Origin of the sequence: Solibacillus sp. FSL W8-0372 (assembly GCF_037969735.1) — a bacterium.
Classification (GTDB): domain Bacteria; phylum Bacillota; class Bacilli; order Bacillales_A; family Planococcaceae; genus Solibacillus; species Solibacillus faecavium.
This window is the reverse complement of sequence record NZ_CP150204.1, coordinates 2,328,734-2,351,187: the sequence shown is the minus strand read 5'-3', so window position 1 is coordinate 2,351,187 and position 22,454 is coordinate 2,328,734. Positions and strand designations below refer to the sequence as shown.

Below are 22,454 nucleotides of genomic sequence, written 5' to 3'. Positions count from 1 at the left end.
AGACAAACTCGAAGAAATTCGAGTTTGCCTACAGTCTTTTTTGTTTTAAAATAAATTTAAAATGATGAAAACCGTTGATTTCCATTCCAGGGGACGCGTTTCGCGGGCGGGTGCCAATCCTCCTCGTCGCTACGCTCCTGCGGTGTATCGGCAGTCCCGCTATTCCCGCAGAAGTCGCCCCTTCCATTCCAATCAACTTGATCTATTCTTTCTAATATAGTTTATCTAAATCAAAGAGGTGTCCCGATATGATGACTAAAAACCAAATGAATGAACGTAATCAATTAGAAATGTTGACGATTGAACAACTTGTCCCAGAAAATCATCTCGTACGTAAATTAGAGGCAGCCATTGACTTTTCGTTTGTATATCCATTAGTTGAAAACTTATATTCACCTTTCGGTAGACCAAGTATTGATCCTGTTGTCTTATTTAAAATGACAATGATTCAATACGTTTTTGGTATTCGTTCGATGCGTCAAACGATTAAGGAAATTGAAACGAATGTAGCGTATCGCTGGTTTTTAGGCTTCGGTTTTCATACAGAAGTGCCTCACTTCTCAACGTTTGGCAAAAATTATACACGGCGTTTTGAGGATACAGATGTATTTGAACAGATTTTCTATCGCATCTTGAAAGAAATTGTGGATGCGGGTTTATTATCAGCTGACCATATCTTTATTGATTCTACGCATGTTAAGGCAAGTGCGAATAAACGAAAATTTGATAAGAAGATGGTTCGAAAAGAGACACGTGCTTATGAAGAAAAGCTACAAGAAGAGTTAAACATAGACCGTGAAAAGAACGGGAAAAAGCCGTTTCCACCGGAGAAGTTTGAAAAGGAAGAATGGAAAGAAATCAAAGAGAGCACAACGGACCCTGAAAGTGGTTACTATGTGAAGGACGAACGGACAAAACAATTTGCCTATTCATTTCATGCAGCGACAGATGAACGTGGCTTTGTATTAGGTACGATTGTGACACCGGGCAATATCCATGATAGTCATATGCTGCAACCGCTTGTTGAAAAGGTCATTCATCGTGTGAAAAAGCCTGTGGCTGTTGCTGCGGATGCGGCTTATAAAACACCTGCGATTACGAACTTTTTATTAGAAAATCAAATGTTGCCTGTTCTTCCTTATACAAGACCGAAAACGAAAGATGGCTTCTTCCGTAAACATGAGTATGTCTATGATGAGCACTATAATTGCTATATTTGCCCGAATGACCAGATGTTGCGCTATACAACGACGACGAAAGAAGGCTATCGCCAATACAAATCGAATCCAGCGGTTTGTGCAGATTGCCCATTTCTAGCACAATGTACGGAAAGTAAAAATCATACGAAAATGATTCAGCGACATATTTGGGCAGATTATCTAGAAGAAGCCGAACATCTTCGTCATCATCATGAAATTAAATCCATTTATGCAAAACGAAAAGAGACGGTTGAGCGTGTCTTTGCGGATGCGAAAGAGAAGCATGGTATGCGATGGACAACGCTAAGAGGCCTTAAAAAATTGTCCATGCAGGCGATGCTTACTTTTGCTGCCATGAACTTGAAGAAACTTGCCACATGGACTTGGCAAGGAGCTTAGATGAGGGCATCTTCCCTCGAAGAGGAGCCCTTTTACAGAACTTCGGAGCCTAATTTGATAAAAGAAATGACAAAAGGCATCGAGAGACGAGCTCTCGATGCCTTTTGTCGACAACCTGAGGTAAGCTATTACATAGCTTACCTTTTTTGTGTCTTTAGGTAAACTTTCTAGTACATTAGAATATCGTAATTTATTAGGGTAAAAAAGGAAGAGGGATCTTTATTGGGCAACAAGAAATATTCGCTACTGTTCAGATGTTTTTTGGCTACACTTATTGTGGCGGGCTGTACAAATGACGAAAATACAATGTCCCGTTCGGATAATAAACATGGAAATACTATAAGTAAGCTTGAACAAACACTTCAGGATCAGCAGGAAACGATTGTAGACCATGAAAATAAACTGACAGCATTGGATGAGTGGGAGCAAGTCATGAATGAATTATCGTTGCTCAAAGAGTCCACTTATTATTTGCAAAATCGACTTGATTTACAAGAAGCCGTTATAAACGAAACAACTAATTATAAAACAGCTATTTTAAATAGTTTCGATATTAACGAAGAATCATTTGTTATAAATATTACGTATACGAATAAACTCATCGATGAGGATGCGCCGAATGGTTATAGACTAATTGAATCCACAGAAGGAACGAAAGAGATAAGTATAAAAAAGGATGTGCCAATCTGGATGCTCGAAAACCCGGGAGAATCAGTACAAGTAACTTGGGAGGAATTTGATCCAATGAGCGGATTTTTGAAATTATATGAAAAAGATGGGGAAGTAGTATTCATTTCTGAAATATATTTACCTTAATTTTCTTGTTTCACAGTCTATTTCTTTAAATAGGCTGTATTTTTCATGAATAAACATTGTGTATAATAAGGAAAAATGCTTTAAAGGGGTACTTTTTGTGCAAAAAATTTATGTAGTAGAAGATGATACGGTAATTTTGGAAGAATTAAAACAGCTCTTAAAAAGTAATGGCTATTTACCCGTGGATGCACCCCCGTGTGACTTAGCACTGTTAGATGTCAATCTTCCAGGAGAAAGTGGCTTTGAAATTTGCCGTAAGCTCCGAGAATCTTCAGATGTGCCAATCATTTTTTTGACGGCACGGGATTCTACAGAGGACGAACTTATTGGTTTTGGCGTTGGTGCGGATGATTATATTCGCAAACCTTATAATTCTTCGATCCTATTAGCGCGCATTTCGCGATTATTGATGAGAAAAATAACGAGTCATCAGTCAGTGCGCGGATTAACATTGGATGTAGGGAATATGATGGTTAGCTTTGAAAACAATTCTACCGAGCTTACCAAAAATGAAACACGTATTTTAGCTTGTTTAATGAAAAAAGAACTTGTTACAAGGGAAGAAATTATAGAGGATTTATGGAATAACTCGCTGTATATTGATGAAAATACATTGTATGTCAACATTAACCGATTGCGCGAAAAGCTAAAACTACTAAATGCGACAGACTTTATTAAAACAGTACGTGGCGTAGGATACCGTCTATGATCAGAGGATTTCTTCAGTCTAAACTAATATCGGTAGGTTTCTTATGGATTGGTTATCTTTTATTCCTGTTAATTTTTATGTTAATTGATGTACCATTTGGAACGATTGCCATGATATCATTAGCCTTCATTTTCATACAGCTCAGTTGGCTTATAACAAGCTTTTTTTATGAAAAGAAGCGCTATGAAGAAATGAAGCAGCAGATGGAAAAGCTAGAGGAAATATATTTATTAGGTGAAGTTTTACGAAAACCAAAATCTTTAGTAGAACATAAATATTATGAGGCGATGATGGCTGTTTCTCAAGATGCTATATCCCGTGTAGAGCAAAGCCAACGTTCAGCGAAAGAATATAAGGAATACGTCGAACAATGGATTCATGAAATCAAAACGCCTCTAACTGCGATGTCGTTAATTTTAGCCAATGAGCAGGATGTTTGGAAATTGCGTCGGGAACTAAAGCGTGCGGATAATTTAACTGATAACATTTTACATTATGCGCGACTGGATTCCATCGAAAAGGACAAGCAGCTGAAAGAGCATTCACTGAATGCCATTTTAAATGATGTGGTGAAAAACCAAATGGATTTATTAATTGCATCAAAAATGAAGGTTGAAATTGATGGGGATGCCAATATTTATACGGATAATAAAGCTCTACAATTCATCGTCAATCAGCTATTGACGAACAGTGCCAAATATTGCCCTGGTGCGAAGATTACAATGCGTGTAAAGGGTAAGGAACTAATTTATGAAGATGATGGAATCGGTATTTTGTCTCACGAATTAGAGCGTATTACCCAACGGGGATATACAGGGTCAAACGGTCGTAAATTAGGGACAAGTACTGGAATGGGCTTATATATTGTGGCACAGCTGTGCAAAGAGTTACATATCGAGTTGAATATAAAATCAGAACATAACAGCTATACTCGATTTCAGTTAATCTTTCCAAATCTAACGGAAATGTAAGAATTCTGCTACCAGTCTGTTAGAAAAGAACCGTGCACAGCGTGATATGATAATGTCGAAGCGGAGGGTGTTTCGATGAAAAAAAGATTACAAATTGAACAGGTAACAAAATATTATGGTGCTGAAGCCATTATAACAAAAGCACTTGATAGCATTTCCTTTGAAGTTGGGGATGGAGAATTTATAGCGATTATGGGTGCATCAGGTTCGGGGAAAAGTACACTTTTAAATTGTATTGCGACAATTGATCGAATTAGCGCAGGGAACATTTTGTTGGACGGAGAGCAAATATCGAATAAGAAGGAAAGGGAGTTAGCAGATTATCGACGTGATAAGCTAGGATTTATTTTCCAGGAATATAATTTACTCGATACTTTAACAGTAGAAGAAAACATTACACTCCCTCTTAATTTACAAGGAGTATCTCCTAAAGAAACGGAGAAGCGCTTAATAGACATTGCAAATAAGTTAGGAATTCAGGAACAGCTAAAGAAGTTTCCGATGGCGCTTTCTGGTGGGCAACGTCAGCGTGTTGCTTGTGCAAGAGCACTTATTACAAATCCAAGTATAATTTTAGCTGATGAGCCTACGGGGGCATTAGATTCAGCCAATTCCAAAAAGCTGATGGAAACACTTTTATTTATGAATGAACAATTACACTCCACAATTTTAATGGTGACACATGATGCTCTTGTTGGTAGCTTTGCAAAGCGGGTATTGTTCTTAAAGGACGGAAAGATTTGGAATGAATTGTTTCGAGGAAATCAAAGTCAACGTGCGATGCATGAAGATATTTTAGCGACGATGGCATTGCTCGGAGGTGAGGGGCATGTATCGTAAGCTAGCCTTACGCAATGTGCGAAGACAAATTGGCAATTATTTAATTTATTTTATAACCGTTGCATTAACGATCTCCCTTATTTTTGCAATGAATAACTTGATATTTAATGATCAGTTACAAACTCAAGCTCAATCCATAGCGGAATTGGCATTAGGATTAGTGTTTCTATCGATTATAATTTGTATCATTATAGCTTTTGTACTCGGTTACGCGAATGCCTTTATGCTACGACTGCGAAAAAGAGAATTTGGAACTTATTTAACAGTCGGAATGAAACGAAAGCATATTGTGAAACTGTTTTTATTTGAAAATAGCTTACTCGGTATTTTTGCGATGGTTGTTGGATTTTTTATGGGGTCACTTTTTTATCAGGGACTCATGCTGTTAATGACTCAACTTCTGGATATTCCATTTGAGTTTTCGATGTTTTCATTAAAAGGTGTTCTATTAACGATCGGAATGGTTTGTAGTATATTCCTGTTCTCATCCATAGTATCAAGCTTTTATTTAAACCGTGTTACTATTTACGAACTCATTCATGGAGAGAAGAAAGTGGAGCAGGGGGTAAAACATCCGTATGTCGCCATGCTAGTGACAGGCGTATCCTTAGTGGGAATCATCGTATCATTTATCTTTTTTTCTCGGGAATTAAAGCATATCTTTTTAGAAGTCGATTCAAATCCGGGGAACCTCGTATGGCTGATGCTATTATTAGCCATATCCTTGGTGACATTCCATATTGGACTTGCCAAAAGCTTAATGTATATTTTATTAGGGTTTAAACATTTTACACAACGTGGGACAAATCAATTTTTACTACGTCAATTGAGTGCGATGTTAAGCTCTAATGCCATTCTACTTGGGGCGCTGTCTTTTTTAATTGTATTTGCCATGATTGCTGCTAATTTCAGCTTTTTATATAAAGAAATTGAAGAAGCAAATTTAGATAAACAATATCCGTTTGATATTATAGCCAATATTAATGCGGAGCAAGAGGGCAGTATTCCATTGGAACAAGCAAAGGAAACGATTGAATCTTATATGCCTATAGATTGGTCGAAGGTGTATAACGGCTATTCCACAAATGAAAGGACATTCCATAAGCATACAATTTGGCAGGGCGATAAATATCAGGACGTCGATATGTTCATGAAAGAATCGGATGTAAATGAGCTATTGCAAGAACTTGGCAGCAAACCACTAAATCTAGAAAATCAATTTGCAATTTTCTCTGATATGCCGGGAATTCAAGGGGCAGACTTTTCAGAGGCATCATTTAATCATAAAGGTCAAACTTATACATTAAGTCATGTAGTGGAATCTATGCCGATGTTTTTATGGAGCTATTTTGTCATTGTCGTGCCGGATGAAGTAGTAGAAGGTATGGAAATAAGTCAAACAGCGGTAGCCATTACTCTAGAAGAAGGACCATTTGATGCACAAAAACTTCAAGATGCATTAAGTTATAGTTATAAAATAGAAGAAAACAATTACTCTATTTTATCGAGTGACTACCGGGTTAAAGAGCAGCGTCGATTATATGCTGCAGCATTCTCATCTATCTTTATAGTCGGGGCATTATACTTAGCGGTCGTCTTTATTTTACTGGCTATGGCTATTTTAGCACTAAAAATATTATCGAATCTACGTGATGATGAGAAAAAGTATAGACTGCTCAATCGATTGGGCGTAAATGAGGAGTTACAGCGAAAGACATTAGCGAAGCAAATTTTTGTGTTCTTTACGTTTCCGATAGTCGTTCCAATCTGCTTATCCATACCAATTACAATCATTCTTAATCAATTTATTGATCTGGCTGGATTTAGCGCAATGCTGAATTTTAATATAGTATCCGTTTCAATAGTAGTAGTTATAGGGATGATATACTTCCTTTATTTTATGGTTACTTTCGGACTGACGAAAAAATATGTTATCCAAAGGCGGTAGGAAAGCTAAAAGGAATGCAAATTAATATTAAAGTCGATTTTTCACAACTTCTTGTGATGAAAATCGGCTTTTTTATTATGTAAAATAAAAAACTTAGCCATTGTAAAGGTTTTGTAAATGAGATTTACGGAAAATTCATCTCATTTTCAAAAAAAGAGGCTCTTTACATCTAATTTAATAGAAATATTAACGCTATTTAACTGTAATTTAACCATTAATTTCAGAACTATCTGAAATATGGCTTCTTACTGATGTATAAATTGCCCGATTCAACCACAATTATAAAAAGTTAAGGCTAATAGAACTATTAATACAAAATATTCAGATTTTATTGAAAAGTTTTACAAAAATATGCATTACTCTCTTCATAATTTACAGAAGGTTTACATGATTCACATATGTTATTAATTTTATAAAGGTATTGTTAAGGCAGATAGAAAAAATGCAAGTTGATGGAGGATTGAAGTATGTTGAAAAAAACATGTTACTTCATTGGGTTAACAATTCTAATGGTAGTATTAGCAGCCTGCAATAGAGAAGAAACATCGGAATCAAATTCCGGCAGTGAAGATTTAATCACAATTTCAGGTTCCACATCGGTTGGACCTTTAGCTGAAAAGTTAGCAGAGAAATATGAAGATAATGAAAATGTAAAAATAGAAATTAACCAAATTGGTTCATCAGCAGGTATTACAAATGCAATTAAGGATGTTTCACAAATCGGTATGTCATCGCGTGATCTTAAACAGGAAGAAATAGATTCGGGTATTGAGGAACTAATCATTGCCTATGATGGGATTGTAGTTGTTGCACATCCTTCCAATCCTGTAAAAGATTTAACGATGGAACAAGTAAAGCAGATTTTCACAGGGGAAATTACGAACTGGAAAGAACTTGGCGGTAAAGATTTAGAGATTGTAGTCGTGTCGCGTGAGGATGGTTCTGGTTCGCGTGATGCGTTCCAGGAAATCGTAGGCTATAAATCAGGTCAGTTAATTCGCAATGCAATTGTTGCAAGCGGCAATGGCAATATTAAAACAACAGTCGCAACAAATAAACACGCTGTTGGATTTATATCATTCGAATACATTGATGAAACGGTTTCAGCTATGGATATTAATGGGGTAAAAGCAGAAGCAGGCAATGTATTAGATGGGGACTATCAATTATCCCGACCATTCTTATTCGTTCATAAAGAAGACGTTCCAGAAGCAGCAACGAAGTTTATGGATTATATATTAAGTGCAGATGGACAGAAAATTGTGGAAGCTGCTGGAGCAATTCCATTAACGAAATAATCAGTGCTGGAGGATAAATTTGTGAATATACAAGACAAAAATGAACTAGAACAGCAAATTAGTAAAGGCAATAAACGAAAATATTTTTTGGAAAGTCTTTCATCAAAAATTTTCCTGGCATGTGCGCTTTTATCAGTTGTCAGCCTACTACTAATTGTAGGGTTTGTATTTTATAAAGGCTCAAACCCGTTTATAACGGGCGGCTACAGTTTCTTTGATTTCCTTTTTGGCAATGATTGGGTGCCTTCGGAAGATAAATTCGGTATTTTCCCAATGATTGTTGCATCAATTTATGCAACAATTGGAGCGCTTATCATTGGTGTACCGATTGGATTACTGACAGCAATTTTTTTAGCGGAAATAGCGCCGAAATCAGTAGCAAAAATCGTATCACCGGCGATTCAGCTTTTAGCAGGTATTCCATCTGTATTGTACGGGATATTCGGATTGGCAATTATCGTACCTTTTTTACAGAACAATTTAGGGTTAGCACGTGGGCAAAGTTTAATTGCAGTAATTCTAGTACTAGCGATCATGATGCTGCCAACAATCGTAACAGTAGCAGAAACAGCTATTCGCGCAGTACCAAAAACATATAGAGAAGGTTCGTTGGCACTTGGTGTTTCGCAAATCGGGACAATCTTTAAAGTAGTCGTTCCAGCTGCAAAATCAGGGATTATGGCGGCAATCGTACTAGGATTAGGCCGAGCATTAGGAGAAACAATGGCCGTAATTTTAGTGGCGGGGAACTCACTCATTATTCCGACAAGCTTAACAGATAGTGTGCGTCCATTAACGACAAACATCGCGCTTGAAATGGGCTATGCAGCAGGGACTCACCAGGAGATGCTGTTTGCTACAGGGATTGTTTTATTCTCATTCATTTTAATTTTAAATTTTGTATTAGCTCGTATAACAGCGAAGGGAGCTCAGTAACATGCGACAATTTAAAGATAATATGCTCCGTGGATTACTTTGGGGTTCCGCATTCGTTTCGGTAGCTGTCCTAGTTATAATCGTGGGCTATATATTCTATAAAGGTTTTTCATACATCAGCTTTGATTTTATATTCGGTGATTATTCACCAACAGGTGGCGGCGGTATTTTCCCGATGATCGTCACAACAATATTAACAATTTTAATTTCATTAGCCATTGCAACACCAATCGGAATTTTAGCGGCTGTTTACTTACAAGAGTACGCAAAACAAGGTCGTCTAGTCCGCATCATTCGTTTTGCAACGGAAAGTTTAACAGGGATACCATCCATTATTTATGGTCTATTCGGTGCCGTATTCTTTGTAGCGATTTTAAAGCTAGGAATGTCTATTATCGCAGCATCACTAACTTTAACAATCATCGTATTACCAGTTGTTATCCGAACAACTGAAGAAGCATTAAAGACAGTACCGACAACATATCGTGAAGGTTCACTTGCATTAGGAACGACAAAATTGCAGACACTAATTAAAATAATCCTACCAAGTGCAATGCCAGGTATTTTATCAGGTATTATCCTGTCAATTGGTCGTATCGTAGGGGAATCGGCGGCAATTTTCTTAACGGCTGGTACAGTAGCGGCAATGCCAACTAGTATATTCTCATCTGCCCGTACATTAACTGTACATTCATTTTTAGTTACGCAGGAGGCTGGCGATATCGGTCTTGCAGCTGCTGTTGGTATCGTATTAATCGTCATTATTTTAGTGCTGAATTTATCGGCAACGTATATTTCAAAAAAATTAAACAAAGCAGATTATTAAAAGGAGCTAAATTAACATGACTATGATCGTATCAGAGGCATCAATCTTCAATTCAACAACAACTGCAACGACGGACGAATTTGCCACGAAAATACAAGTAAATGACTTAAATTTATTTTACGGTGAAAAACAGGCATTATACAATGTCAATTTAGATATAAAAGAAAAGGAAGTAACAGCATTAATCGGTCCATCTGGTTGTGGTAAGTCAACATTTTTGCGCACTTTAAATCGTATGAATGACCTGATTGACGGTGTACGTGTAATCGGTAATATTCATATTGATGGTGAAAATGTATATGAATCGAATGATGTTATAAAACTGCGTACAAAAGTAGGGATGGTGTTCCAAAAGTCGAATCTATTCCCAATGAGCATTTATGATAATGTAGCCTATGGTCCACGTATGCAAGGGATTAAAAATAAAAAAATTCTAAATGAAATAGTTGAGGAATCTTTACGCGGTGCTGCCATTTGGGACGAAGTAAAAGACCGTTTAAAATCTTCTGCTTTAGGATTATCCGGAGGTCAGCAACAACGTATATGTATAGCTCGTGCTATCGCAATGAAGCCGGATGTAATATTAATGGATGAACCAACTTCAGCGCTTGATCCAATTTCTACATTAAAAGTAGAAGAATTAATCACGCAAATGAAAAAAGATTATACAATTGTTATTGTAACGCACAACATGCAGCAAGCAGCACGTATTAGTGATAAAACAGCGTTCTTCTTAAATGGCGAGGTTGTTGAATATGATGATACAAATGTGATTTTCTCGACACCAAAAGATGAGCGTACAGAAGACTATGTAACAGGACGATTCGGATAAGAGGGGGATTTACGGATGATTCGCGAAAATTTCGAAAAGAACATGCTCGAGTTACAAAATAAGATGGGTGAAATGGTTGACTTGACGGTTGCAGCAATGGAAAAAGCGTTTAAAGCCTTAGAAGAACAGGACATGGTATTAGCGTTAGCAGTTATTGAAGAAGATTCGTCCATAGATGACCTGGAAAATGAGATCAATCAAATGGCAATTTGGCTGATGGCGAAAGAACAGCCTGTAGCTCGTGACTTACGTCGTATTATTAGTATGATTAAAATGTCTTCCAACATCGAGCGTATAGCGGATTTTGCCGTAAATACAGCAAAAGCGACGATCAGAATTAGCAAAACCGATTCTATATTGGCAAAAACATCCTTAGTTGAAATGAAAAATATCTCAATGGATATGCTGAAAAAATCGATGACTGCTTTCATAGAGGAAGATATTGCTTTAGCAAAAGCAGTAGGTGAGCTTGATGATAAAGTCGATCAGAAGAACCACGAAAATTATGCAGTACTGACAGATTATTTAAAAGAAAGTCCACAGGATATAGAGCAAACACTGCAGTTGCTTTTCATTAATCGCTTTGTTGAGCGTGCAGCAGATCATATTACAAATATGGCGGAATCAACAGCGTACTTTATTAAAGGGCAGTTATTTGACCTAAATTAACTAGAGAAGCGGGGAATCATTAATGACGAAAAAAATATTAGTCGTTGAAGATGACGAAAATTTAGTGAATTTACTGCGTATTTATTTAGTAAAGGACGGCTATGAAGTTCATTGCGTTAAAAATGGGAAAAATATTATGCAAGTTATTAAAGCGTTTGAACCGGATGCGATTTTGCTGGATTGGATGCTTCCCGATATTGAAGGGATCGAATTATGCCGTCAAATTCGTTTCGAGCACGATTTTCCGATCATTATGATAAGTGCCCGTACAGATGAGTTGGATATTGTGCTTGCCCTTGAGATTGGTGCAACGGAATACATTCGTAAACCGTTTGGGTTCCGTGAAATGCTCACTCGTCTTCGGATCCATTTAAAACGTCATGAAAAAGAAATTCGGCAACAGGAGCGTATATCAGAACTATTAATTGGGCCGTTCCGTGTCGATTTAGTAACCTTTAAAGTATTTAAAGATGAAGTAGAGATTCCATTAACGAAGCGTGAATTTAAATTGCTGCTGCATTTACTCGAGCAGCCTGGAAATATTAAATCACGTGAAGAAATCATTGATATACTGGACTTTACTAAAGGTGATCGGCGTACAGTCGATGTACATATCCGAAGACTACGAGAAAAAATTGAAGAACAGCCAAGCTCCCCTAAATGGATAAAAACGAAAAGCGGAATTGGATATTACTTTAATTCCCCGACAAAGGAAGTCTCTTACAACTAGTAGGAGACTATTTTTATGAGTATTCGTCATTGGTTTAAATTTAAATTGGGAAAATGCATCATTTCTTTTACAAATGAGTGAACCTCGATTTATACTAAGTGGAGAAGGTAAATGAGGAGGTATGAATATGTCTGAGCAAGAGAAAAAGAAATTAAGCTTACAGGAACTTGTGAAACAACAATTAGAAGCTAAGAAAAACAATGCCAATAACGGCAAGGGCAATTTAAAAGGTGACACTTCAACGAAAAAGATGAAAAGTCAACAAACGAAAAAAACGAGCAACACACGTCGTAAAATGGGCGTATAATTAGGCAATTTGAAACCCTGTGCAATCGAAAAATTGCATGGGGTTTTATTTTTGTAATTTTTTACATAGAAACAAAGTGATGGCTCATCACCATAACATGGGGTTGCTTTTCTAATAAAATTCCACTTGATTGGTGGGCTGCGGCAAGACAGCGATAAAGCCACGTGATACATGTCTTTATCACTGCCTTTATTACCGTTTGCGAGGCCCACCAATCCCAAAATTTTGCCCTCGTTATAAAGTGAAGTAAAAACTACCTAACCATGCCGCTTGCGCTATCGCGAGGCGGCAGAACGCACTTCATTAGAAAATCTTATTTTTCCAATTTTGTCACCGCCAACTTATAGTGGTGAATCAAAGTGATTCCAAATTGTATGTCACTCGTCTTTATAGAGGAAGGAGGCTGATTTTTTGCGACGTGAAGTTTTTGAGGACAATTACGAAGCTGTTTATAAATACATACGTTATTTAACAAATGATCAAGAGTTAACACATGATCTTTTGCAAGAAACCTTTTACCGTTTTTATCATAAAAATTATACCGAGTATGAACGTACATATTTGCTGAAAATCGCACGAAATCTTGTATATGATCATTACCGCAGGAAAAAAATTATTGGATTTTTTCAATTAAATTCAGAACCTATTGCAAAGGAAGGTTTACCAGAAGAAATCATTGAGCGCAATGCAGAAATCGAAAAGCTCTATGGCGCGTTACAAAAAATTAAATGGAACTATCGGGAAGTAGTTATCCTTCGCTATATCGAAGAATATTCGGTAAAAGAGACGGCGATGATTTTAAACTGTAGTGAAGTAAAGGTGAAAAATAATACGGCGCGCGGTTTAAAGGTATTGCGTGAATTGTTGGGAGGGGAAAAAGATGTTTGAAGAGAAGCATTTAAAAACCTTACGCAATATTAAAGTAGATGAGGAAAAAAAACAGGCTGATCTTAACAAGATAATAAGGCGCAGCAAGCAAAAGGTTGTTGATTGGCGTATATTTGCATTAATCGTCAGCATTGTAGGTATTACAATGTTTTTAATTGCAACTACTCCTCTCGATAATCAAACGGCAACAACTACTAATGATAGCCAACTAATTTCTGTTTATACAGTAAATGGAAAGGGGAATCCGAAATCCGCACTGCAGTTACATGTAAATCGGGTGACAAATGAGAAAGCATTGGATGAGATTTGGAAAGTATACAATCAACTACAAATAACTGATAAACCGGATGCAACTTCGGTAATTTATTCTTCTTACCGGTTTAATTTCAGCGACGATACATCTAAGCTGTATTATCAACATTTGGATTCTCGAAATATCTACTATGAAGATGCTTCAACAGGACAGTATTATAAATTGGAAGATGGTTCGGGTATACCGCTTATTCACTATGATCAACCGACTACCATCCACACAGTAGCGTTTTATTCACTGTTTGTTTTATTAATCGGTAGTTATGCATACGCTGATCGCCAAATGCGTGATAAATCGGATCCAAAAAGAAAGTTACCTAAGCATTCCCATACAGGACAAAGTGTGCTGACGTTATTCTATTTATTAAGCTTGCTTATCCTCCTGTTTATCACACCCCATATTCATTTTATGTGGATTGTCGGCAGCAGTCTTGCTGTAGCCGGCATCAATATTTTGATTGAAAATAAATACGGGAAAAATAATTGGCGCAAACTATCATTTTTATTGATAGGCCTTCTTGTTCCCGTTTATTTATATTCAATATTTATATTAAATTAATGGATTTGGTTTCAGAATACTTTGACAATAAATCTATTCCTTCGTACGATAATAGTAAGTAATAATGAAGAGGTGAAAAGATGTCCACAATTGAAAAAGCAAGATTACTAGATCAACAGGATCCACTTCGGAAATATGCCGATGAGTTTTATAAAAAAGAAGGTCAAATCTATTTAGACGGCAATTCACTAGGACTGCTTTCAAAGCGTGCAGAACTATCGGTACTGACCCTGCTTGACTCATGGAAGTATTACGGAATTGATGGCTGGACGAGTGGGGAGCATCCGTGGTTTTATTTGTCTGAAAAGCTCGGTGAATACTGTGCACCACTTGTTGGCGCAAAAAGTGAGGAAGTCGTATTAACCGGTTCAACTACGACGAACTTACACCAGCTACTTGCTACATTTTTCAAACCTACCGAGAAGCGGAATAAAATTTTGGCAGATGAGCTGAATTTCCCGTCTGACTTATATGCGATTGCCAGTCAAATTGCGCTACATAATTTACCGGAAAGCCATATGAAGCTCGTAAAAAGTGAGAATGGGCAAACAATTACAACTGAAGCAATTATTGAAGCAATGACTGATGATGTAGCAGTCGCTGTTTTACCGGCTGTGTTATATCGCAGTGGGCAAGTGCTGGATTTACAGGCAATTACGAAAGCGGCTCACGAACGAGACATTATCGTTGGCTTTGATTTATGCCATTCAATCGGCTCGATTCCACATCAGCTTCATGAAATTGGTGCAGACTTTGCATTTTGGTGCAATTATAAGCATTTAAATGGGGGCCCGGGATCAGTTGCAGGTTTGTTTGTCCATGAAAAGCACTTTGGTACAGCACCTGGTTTAGCCGGCTGGTTCGGCTCGGCAAAGGAAAAACAATTTGATTTAACGACAACGATTTCGACAGCGCCTCATGCAGGGGCTTACCAAATTGGGACACCTCATATATTAAGTCTGGCGCCTATTGAAGGTGCACTTTCTATTTTTGCAGAAGTAGGTATTGATGCTGTACGTGAAAAGTCGCTTGCTTTAACAGAATATATGATGGAATGTATTATGCACGAAATGCCAAATACATTTACATTCGGTAACCCGCTTGATGAAACACGAGGGGGACATCTGTTTTTAGTGCATGACGAGGCTGCTAGGATTTGTAAAGCTTTAAAGGGAAATGGAGTCGTACCGGATTTCCGTGCACCAAATGGTATCCGCCTGGCACCTGTTGCGCTATATAATTCCTTTGAAGAAGTTTGGCGGGCAGTACAAATTTTAAAAGATATTGTGATTAATAAAACTTATGAGAATCATGAGAATAAGCGAGATATTATTGCATAAGGAGTGGTTCAATGGAAAAGCGTTCGATTTCGGATTTACAGCAAAAATTAAACAGTGAAAAGGACATTCATACGGATTTTCGCGAGGATATGACATATGGCGAGTACTTAAGCTTAGACGCTATTTTAAACAATCAAAACCGCCTGTCCAATCACCACGATGAAATGCTATTTATCATTATTCATCAAGTAAGCGAGCTTTGGATGAAGCTGATTATTCATGAAATGCAAGGTGCGATTCAAGCAATTGAACGTGGTGAAATGCAGCCGGCTTTTAAAATGCTGGCAAGAGTTTCAAAAATCCAAATGCAAATTATTCAGGCATGGGATGTGCTAGCGACAATGACACCTGCAGAATATTTGCAGTTCCGAGATGATCTTGGAAAAGCATCCGGTTTCCAAAGCTATCAATATCGTTTAATAGAGTTTTCGCTTGGATATAAAACACCTCATATTCTTAAAATTTATGAGAAAGAAAAAGATGTTTTGGCCAGATTAAAAGAAGCGTATAGTGCACCGAGTATTTATGACGTTTCTATCAAAGCATTGGCAAAAGCTGGGTTACCAGTTAATGAGGCTTTGCTAAATCGAGATTTTTCGGTAGTATATAGTGGTGACGATTCTGTTGCTGCTGCATGGAAAACCGTCTATGAAAATACCGATAAGTACTGGGATTTATACCAGCTCGGCGAAAAGCTGGTTGATATAGAAGATTCATTGCAGCAATGGCGATTCCGTCATATGAAAACGGTCGAGCGTATTATTGGCTTTAAAGTAGGCACGGGTGGATCATCCGGAGTCAATTATTTGCGTCAAGTTCTTGATCATCGTTTTTTCCCTGAGTTATGGGATTTACGAACAGTGTTATAGTTTAGTTAAGCTTAGTTTAGTATGAGTGGAGTGAGGTCAATGGAGAAGAGTAAAGGACAGTGGTCAAGCAAGTTAGGATTTGTATTAGCGTCAGCGGGCGCAGCGATAGGGCTTGGGGCGATATGGAAGATGCCCTACGTAGCCGGTCAAAGTGGAGGCGGCGCATTCTTTTTAATTTTTGTAGTACTAACATTAATAATTGGTTTACCGATGCTTTTATCAGAATATATTATCGGGCGTGCCGCGCAAAAAGAAGCGGTTACTGCGTATAAAGTTCTTTCGCCAAACCCAAAAGTTTGGGCATGGATCGGAAAGCTCGGTATATTAGGATGTTTCCTGTTATTATCGTTTTATAGTGTTGTAGGTGGCTGGATTTTTGTATATAGTGGCGTCTCAGTAGTTGGTAATGTTATTGAGCCGACATTGGATCCAGGAGCATTTTTTGGACAAGTAACAGGTACACCATGGATTGCACTTTTAGGACTAGCATTATTCACAATTGCCAATGTAATCATTATCGCACTAGGTGTACAGAACGGAATTGAAAAAGCGAATAAGTTTATGATGCCGCTTTTATTTATTATGTTCTTTATTTTGGTAATTAGAGCTGTTACGCTTGATGGCGCGATGGAAGGAATCAAGTTTTTCTTGTATCCGGACTTTTCGAACATCACAGGTGAATCGATACTATATGCTTTAGGGCAATCATTTTTTGCGCTCGCAGTTGGATTTTCTTGTTTAGTTACATATAGTTCTTATTTAAAGAAAGATGTGAGCTTACCAAATTCAGCGGGGTCAGTTGTAGGGTTGAGTATTTTTGTTTCATTTTTAGCAGGTTTGGCCATTTTCCCGGTCGTCTTTGCTTTTGATATGGAAGTAGCAAGCGGACCGCCATTATTATTTATGGTATTGCCGGCTGCATTCTCACAGATGCCATTTGGAGAAGTGTTCCTTGCGATGTTTTTAATATTATTTTTATTTGCGACGTTAACTTCATCCTTCAGTATGTATGAAATTATAGTAGCAGCAGTAATCGAGAAGTGGAATATTACCCGCGCTCAAATTACGATGATTATTGGTGTACTTGTTTTTATCGCTTCAATTCCATCGACACTGACATACAGTACACTAGGTGATGTATCAATATTTGGCCGAAGTATTTTTGATTTTACTGATTTTGTTGTGTCAAATGTAATTTTACCGGTCGGCAATTTACTAATAGCAATTTTTATTATGCATATTATGGATAAAAATATTGTTAAAAGTGAGTTGTTACAGGGGAGTAAAATGGGGGAAGGCTTTTACAGAACCTATCGAATTCTAATGACCTTTGTAGTACCGGCAGTAATTGTGCTCGTTCTCGGTTATTTAGTATTTCAGTATTAGAGGTGATGCTATGTGGATTGATATTACACAAACGATGAAAAAAGGGATGCCGAACTGGCCGGGGGATACGCCGTTTTCGTTTGAAGTTGGGTATACAAAGCAGCAGACGGGCTCGGTCAATATTGGGAGAATAACAACTTCCTTGCATACCGGTACACATGTAGATGCGCCTTTTCATTTTAATAGTGAGGCTGAGACAATCGAACAATTAGACATCAATACTTATATTGGCGATTGTTATATTGTATCTTGTGTCGGAGAAGAAGTCATTACAGTTGAAATGCTATCATCCATTGATTTTCTTGGAGCAAAGCGTGTGCTGTTGAAAATGGTGAGTCAATCTTCCGAACAATTTCCGGAAAAGATACCAGTTATTTCTCCAGATGCAGCATCCTTTTTAAAGGAGCGCGGTGTTATTTTACTCGGTGTGGATAATCCTTCTGTTGATCCTTTAGATAGTAAGGAAGTATCAGCCCATCATGCACTCTATGAAAATGGAATACATATTTTAGAGGGGCTGGATTTAAGTGAAGTAACGCCCGGGCTCTATGATTTAATTGCATTACCGTTAAAAATAGAAGGCGCTGACGGGTCACCGGTACGGGCTGTAATACGGAAGAAATGATAATAGAGAGAAGCACACGAAAAAAATCGTCGTGCTTCTTTTTGTTTTGTTGAAAATATTGAATTTCTAATAAATCCATTAAATGTAAAAATATTGATTGAATTTTGAAGTTGTGAATTGTAAAATATTCCTACAAGACAATAATGGCATAGTCTTAAAATCCTAGGGGGATGAAAATTGAAAAAGAGCGTCGATAAGTTAAATTGGATTCATCAGTTAAATTGTTTTATAACAATAATTTTAGTTATATTAATAGTGTCTCCGCTTATTTATAAAAATGGATTAAATCATTCCATCCCATTCCTTATAGCGGGAGGCAGTGTGATTTTAATATCGTCGGTAACATATTTTTTAAACATATCTTACTTTGCAAAAGGATTAATATTCTCGCTACTCCCGGCAATAGTGACTATTCTATTATTTTACCTGGATGGATTCGCTATCAATAAACACTATATTTTATTTATAACATTTATTATGGCCGCCATGTATTTCAATGAGCGACTAATACTAACATTTTGGAGTATTACAACTAGTCTATATTTGTTGTTGTACATCATTGCGCCCGTGAAGTTATTAGGAGACAATGCAAGCATTCCAATTTTTATAACAGTTTTCTCTATTGTTAATGGTATCAATTATATGCTTTACCGATTAACTAAGTGGGGCAATAAATTAGTGAAGGATGCACAGGCAAAAGAAAAAGAAGCAAATGCACTATTAGAAAATTTAACATCGATCATGCATAAAATTGATGATGGTTCCGTGCAATTAGCACAAAATATTATACATGTGAATGAAAATGTACATACATTGAATGTAGCAAGTGAAACGATGTTACAGTCTTCGGATCAGATGGCAGCCGCTATTCATAGCGAGGCAGAAATGATTCAGAAAATCAATGAACAAATGGTTTTGTCCCATCAAAATATGCAAAATACAAAACAATCATCTGAATTGACTGTAGAGGAATCAACTAAAGTACAAGTCGCTATAGAACATAGTTGGAAGCAAGTGCATGAAGTAGCGAATGGTATGGATACGCTAAGTGAATCCATTGACTTGACGACAATAACGATTGACGATATGCAGGAAAGTCTGTCAAAAGTAAATGAACTACTAAACGGTATTAAAGCAATTGCAGACCAAACAAACTTATTATCTTTGAATGCCTCTATAGAAGCTGCAAGAGCAGGTGAACATGGGAAGGGGTTTGCGGTTGTAGCAGATGAAGTGAAAAAGTTGGCCGGTGAAAGTGCGGAAATCGCCATGAACATTACAGAGGTAACAAAGCAACTTCTTCAGCGCGCGACGACTGCTCGGTTAAAAGCATATGAGGGGAAGGATGCAGTGCATTCAAGTGTGGAAACTTTAAATCACATTTCAGTATCGTTTAATGGGATGAAGCAATCTTTTGATGAAATTCAAAAGAAATTAACTGAGGATATGCAGACTATTACAAATACAAACGGTATGGTCGCAGAAGCCATGAGTCAAATAGAAAGTTTATCTGCCATATCGGAAGAAAATGCAGCAATGACGCAGGAAATCGCTACTTCTATTCATGAAGAACATGAAATGATGAAAGCCATTTCAAAAGCTAGTCAAGAACTACAGCAATTACAACAGGATTTAATTGAAATTACAAAACAACGATAAGCAAATAGAGAGGCTGGGACAGAATCCAAAACCATCATTTTTCTCTGAGAGAAAAATGTGGTTTTTTGCTGTGCACAAAATTGATTTCCATTCCGGGGACGCTTTCCACGGGCGTGGCCTGAGCCTGTAGTCTCAGGCGTCACGCAATTCCCGTAGGAGTCGCCCCTTCATTCCAATCAATTTTATAAAGTATCCGTTTCTTAATAAGATATTTCTCCTTATTTAATGGAATATTCCCTTATGTCTCAGCCACTTTAATTTTGCTCCTATTTAAGGCATTCGGACAAAGTACAATTATTCAACTTCTATTGCAATCGTATCACTAACATCCCCATTACTGAACCGAGCCAAGCCTGTGATAATATATAAACCTTTTTCGCTTGGTGCATTAAAACGGGCGGTCGTTGCAATTTCCTCATAATTATGGCCTTCTAGCCACTGCTGAATTGAAATACTTGTCATACGCTTATCGTACTTGAATTCAATCTCTTCATTCGGTTGGACTTTTATATAAGACATATCCGATCCTTGTACCATTTCGTGTGGCGCGGCACTATCAACACATGTAGCATCCCCAGCAGAATGCCAGCAGTAGCTTCCACGCACCGAATCAATTATCTGATCATTTGTCACTACTGTTGCAGTAGGAATTTCAATTACTTCATTTTGCGCCAAGAAAAAGCGACCGATAATAATTACAATAATAATACCGATAATTACAAATAAACGATTTACATTTTTCAATGTGTTGTTCCCCTCCATTGCAGCTACAGTAATACAGGTTAAAATTAAAAGCTATGCAAAACAGTTTCCTGTAGTTGCATAGCTTTGCAATTACTTTTAAAATCACGATTCTATAGATTTGACATGCCTCTGTCTACATTTTACTAAAAACTAAAATATAAGTCTATTGCATTCGTGCTATAAGATTACATAACTTTACAATTATTCACTCAATCCTAACAAAGCATTAATAGTTACTGTGTAACCTCTTATAAAGAGGTGGTTTTTTATGGACAAGCAGGAACTAATATTAAAAGATTATTTACTTGAAACAATTTCGGATACTAGGCTATATATTGAATTCAAATTACCGAGTGAGTATCAGTTAGTAGAACAATTTCAGATGTCTCGAATTAAAGTGAGGAACGTATATACATTACTGGAGAAAATGGGTCTTGTTTACTCCAAAAAAGGTGTTGGCAGATTTATTAAACAGAAGCAAAAACCGCTGGATGTTGTGATGTCCGGTAATATCAGCTTCAGTAAAAAAATGAAAAATCAAACAGCCAACTATAAATCGAAGCTTACAAAATTTGAGCGTGTGGCACAAAATCATGCCATCTATACGAAGATTGATATTGGACAGGAGCCACTTTATTTAGTGGAACGATTACGTTATATAGATGATGAACCAGCAGCCATTCATCGCTCATATGTTGTCATTAGCAATATGCCGGAAATAAAGAAAATTGATAGCCGGTTAACATCAATGTACCAGTTTTATCAACGTTTTGGTGTGAAGGAGTTTCGGAGTACGTTTTCTCAGCTCTCCGTGCAATATGTAAATGAAATTGAACGGAATATGCTGAATTGTGAGGTGCTGGTACCTATAGTTAAGGTGGAATCCGACAACTGGGATGCAGAACGAAATGTGTTGCTGGAATATACTGAAATCATTTACCGTACAGACCTTTTCTATTTTCAAATATAGTGACAATACAAATTAACCCCCGGCATTTTTATGCTGGGGGCTTTCTGTTTTCTTAATAGTTTACGGGCTTGTTAGGGTTCTACATACCCACCTGGCGCCAGTTATGTAAAGCGTATTTACACTACTTTTACGAAACCTTGACACTACGCAACTTGGCAACAAGTTAAGGTGTAGTTAGAGAGGGGCGATCAAATTGAATAGAGCAGAACGTACAAAGCTATTAATCGAAGTTGGAAGAAAACAAGCTTTGGAAATGGCTGATCAAATTGCAAACACATATGAAATCGTTGAAGTACAGCCACCACGAGAAGGCCTTGTGATGGTGAAATTAAGGGAATCTGCCCAACAGTCTTTATTCTACATAGGGGAGGTACTTGTTACAGAGACGAAAGTAAAAATCCGAAATGTATTTGGAACAGGAATAGTCCGTGAAATGGAACCTGAATTAAGCAGGGCGTTGGCGATAATTGATGCTGCCTTTAAAGGTGATTTTCCTGAAACGAAACAATGGATTCCTATTATGGAGCAATTAAAAATGGAGTTGGAACTAGAACAGCAAAATATTAAGCGCTCGATTGAACGAACTAAAGTTCAATTTAACACGATGTCGCTTTAAGGAGGC

The 22,454-nt window shown here is 37.3% G+C and carries 23 protein-coding genes; 22 read left to right on the top strand and 1 reads right to left on the bottom strand.

Annotation, left to right across the window (positions count from 1 at the left end; genetic code table 11):
• Nucleotides 1-248: 248 nt before the first annotated feature.
• From MKY13_RS11830 to MKY13_RS11735, 20 genes are all read left to right on the top strand, one after another.
• Nucleotides 249-1,598: an IS1182 family transposase gene (locus MKY13_RS11830; RefSeq protein ID WP_191701905.1), complete on the top strand. Its 1,350-nt coding sequence runs from the start codon at nucleotides 249-251 to the stop codon at nucleotides 1,596-1,598.
• Nucleotides 1,599-1,820: 222 nt separating this feature from the next.
• Nucleotides 1,821-2,414 carry a hypothetical protein gene (locus tag MKY13_RS11825; protein ID WP_339212862.1) on the top strand — a complete coding sequence of 198 codons (594 nt, stop codon included), beginning with the start codon at nucleotides 1,821-1,823 and terminating at the stop codon, nucleotides 2,412-2,414.
• A 97-nt stretch (nucleotides 2,415-2,511) separates the two neighbouring features.
• Nucleotides 2,512-3,123, top strand: coding sequence for a response regulator transcription factor (locus MKY13_RS11820; protein WP_191700091.1), 612 nt, complete (start codon nucleotides 2,512-2,514; stop codon nucleotides 3,121-3,123).
• Nucleotides 3,120-4,094, top strand: a complete 975-nt coding sequence (locus MKY13_RS11815; protein ID WP_339212859.1) for a sensor histidine kinase — start codon at nucleotides 3,120-3,122, stop codon at nucleotides 4,092-4,094. The genes MKY13_RS11820 and MKY13_RS11815 overlap by 4 nt, the downstream gene beginning before the upstream one ends.
• A gap of 75 nt (nucleotides 4,095-4,169) precedes the next feature.
• Nucleotides 4,170-4,934, top strand: coding sequence for an ABC transporter ATP-binding protein (locus MKY13_RS11810; RefSeq protein WP_191700087.1), 765 nt, complete (start codon nucleotides 4,170-4,172; stop codon nucleotides 4,932-4,934).
• Entirely contained in the window at nucleotides 4,924-6,882 is a 1,959-nt protein-coding gene (locus tag MKY13_RS11805) for an ABC transporter permease (RefSeq protein ID WP_339212857.1), read from the top strand. The genes MKY13_RS11810 and MKY13_RS11805 overlap by 11 nt, the downstream gene beginning before the upstream one ends.
• Nucleotides 6,883-7,349: 467 nt before the next feature.
• On the top strand, nucleotides 7,350-8,180 hold the full coding sequence (locus tag MKY13_RS11800; protein ID WP_339212855.1) for a phosphate ABC transporter substrate-binding protein: 831 nt from the start codon (nucleotides 7,350-7,352) through the stop codon (nucleotides 8,178-8,180).
• Between the two features lie 21 nt (nucleotides 8,181-8,201).
• Entirely contained in the window at nucleotides 8,202-9,116 is a 915-nt protein-coding gene (gene pstC, locus MKY13_RS11795) for a phosphate ABC transporter permease subunit PstC (RefSeq protein ID WP_191700078.1), read from the top strand.
• Between the two features lies 1 nt (nucleotide 9,117).
• A complete protein-coding gene (pstA, locus tag MKY13_RS11790) occupies nucleotides 9,118-9,942 on the top strand; it encodes a phosphate ABC transporter permease PstA (protein WP_191700076.1) in 825 nt (274 codons plus the stop codon).
• Between the two features lie 16 nt (nucleotides 9,943-9,958).
• Entirely contained in the window at nucleotides 9,959-10,774 is an 816-nt protein-coding gene (gene pstB / locus MKY13_RS11785; RefSeq protein WP_225231236.1) for a phosphate ABC transporter ATP-binding protein PstB, read from the top strand.
• A gap of 15 nt (nucleotides 10,775-10,789) precedes the next feature.
• Nucleotides 10,790-11,443 (top strand): phosphate signaling complex protein PhoU, encoded by a 654-nt coding sequence (phoU, locus tag MKY13_RS11780; RefSeq protein ID WP_339212853.1) that lies wholly within the window; start codon nucleotides 10,790-10,792, stop codon nucleotides 11,441-11,443.
• A 22-nt stretch (nucleotides 11,444-11,465) separates the two neighbouring features.
• A complete protein-coding gene (locus MKY13_RS11775) occupies nucleotides 11,466-12,173 on the top strand; it encodes a response regulator transcription factor (RefSeq protein ID WP_191700072.1) in 708 nt (235 codons plus the stop codon).
• A gap of 127 nt (nucleotides 12,174-12,300) precedes the next feature.
• Entirely contained in the window at nucleotides 12,301-12,480 is a 180-nt protein-coding gene (locus MKY13_RS11770) for a hypothetical protein (protein WP_191700070.1), read from the top strand.
• Nucleotides 12,481-12,891: 411 nt separating this feature from the next.
• Nucleotides 12,892-13,368 carry a sigma-70 family RNA polymerase sigma factor gene (locus tag MKY13_RS11765; protein ID WP_191700068.1) on the top strand — a complete coding sequence of 159 codons (477 nt, stop codon included), beginning with the start codon at nucleotides 12,892-12,894 and terminating at the stop codon, nucleotides 13,366-13,368.
• Nucleotides 13,361-14,239, top strand: coding sequence for a hypothetical protein (locus MKY13_RS11760; protein ID WP_339212851.1), 879 nt, complete (start codon nucleotides 13,361-13,363; stop codon nucleotides 14,237-14,239). The genes MKY13_RS11765 and MKY13_RS11760 overlap by 8 nt, the downstream gene beginning before the upstream one ends.
• An 80-nt stretch (nucleotides 14,240-14,319) precedes the next feature.
• Nucleotides 14,320-15,579 (top strand): kynureninase, encoded by a 1,260-nt coding sequence (gene kynU, locus MKY13_RS11755; protein ID WP_339212850.1) that lies wholly within the window; start codon nucleotides 14,320-14,322, stop codon nucleotides 15,577-15,579.
• An 11-nt stretch (nucleotides 15,580-15,590) separates the two neighbouring features.
• Nucleotides 15,591-16,448 (top strand): tryptophan 2,3-dioxygenase, encoded by an 858-nt coding sequence (gene kynA, locus MKY13_RS11750; protein WP_339212848.1) that lies wholly within the window; start codon nucleotides 15,591-15,593, stop codon nucleotides 16,446-16,448.
• Between the two features lie 39 nt (nucleotides 16,449-16,487).
• A complete protein-coding gene (locus tag MKY13_RS11745) occupies nucleotides 16,488-17,834 on the top strand; it encodes a sodium-dependent transporter (protein ID WP_339212846.1) in 1,347 nt (448 codons plus the stop codon).
• 10 nt (nucleotides 17,835-17,844) lie between these two features.
• Nucleotides 17,845-18,459 carry an arylformamidase gene (gene kynB, locus MKY13_RS11740; protein WP_339212844.1) on the top strand — a complete coding sequence of 205 codons (615 nt, stop codon included), beginning with the start codon at nucleotides 17,845-17,847 and terminating at the stop codon, nucleotides 18,457-18,459.
• Nucleotides 18,460-19,026: 567 nt separating this feature from the next.
• The gene (locus MKY13_RS11735) at nucleotides 19,027-20,118 is read left to right on the top strand and encodes a methyl-accepting chemotaxis protein (protein WP_339212842.1); all 1,092 of its coding nucleotides are present in this window, start codon (nucleotides 19,027-19,029) and stop codon (nucleotides 20,116-20,118) included.
• A 294-nt stretch (nucleotides 20,119-20,412) separates the two neighbouring features.
• Here the strand turns inward: MKY13_RS11735 and MKY13_RS11730 are convergent, their stop codons facing one another.
• The gene (locus MKY13_RS11730; RefSeq protein ID WP_339212840.1) at nucleotides 20,413-20,862 is read right to left on the bottom strand and encodes a cAMP-binding protein; all 450 of its coding nucleotides are present in this window, start codon (nucleotides 20,860-20,862) and stop codon (nucleotides 20,413-20,415) included.
• 268 nt (nucleotides 20,863-21,130) lie between these two features.
• On the opposite strand from MKY13_RS11730, the gene MKY13_RS11725 reads away from it, so the two are divergent.
• A complete protein-coding gene (locus MKY13_RS11725; protein WP_339212838.1) occupies nucleotides 21,131-21,832 on the top strand; it encodes a GntR family transcriptional regulator in 702 nt (233 codons plus the stop codon).
• 193 nt (nucleotides 21,833-22,025) lie between these two features.
• On the top strand, nucleotides 22,026-22,448 hold the full coding sequence (gene phnG / locus MKY13_RS11720) for a phosphonate C-P lyase system protein PhnG (RefSeq protein ID WP_339212836.1): 423 nt from the start codon (nucleotides 22,026-22,028) through the stop codon (nucleotides 22,446-22,448).
• The last annotated feature ends 6 nt before the right edge of the window (nucleotides 22,449-22,454 follow it).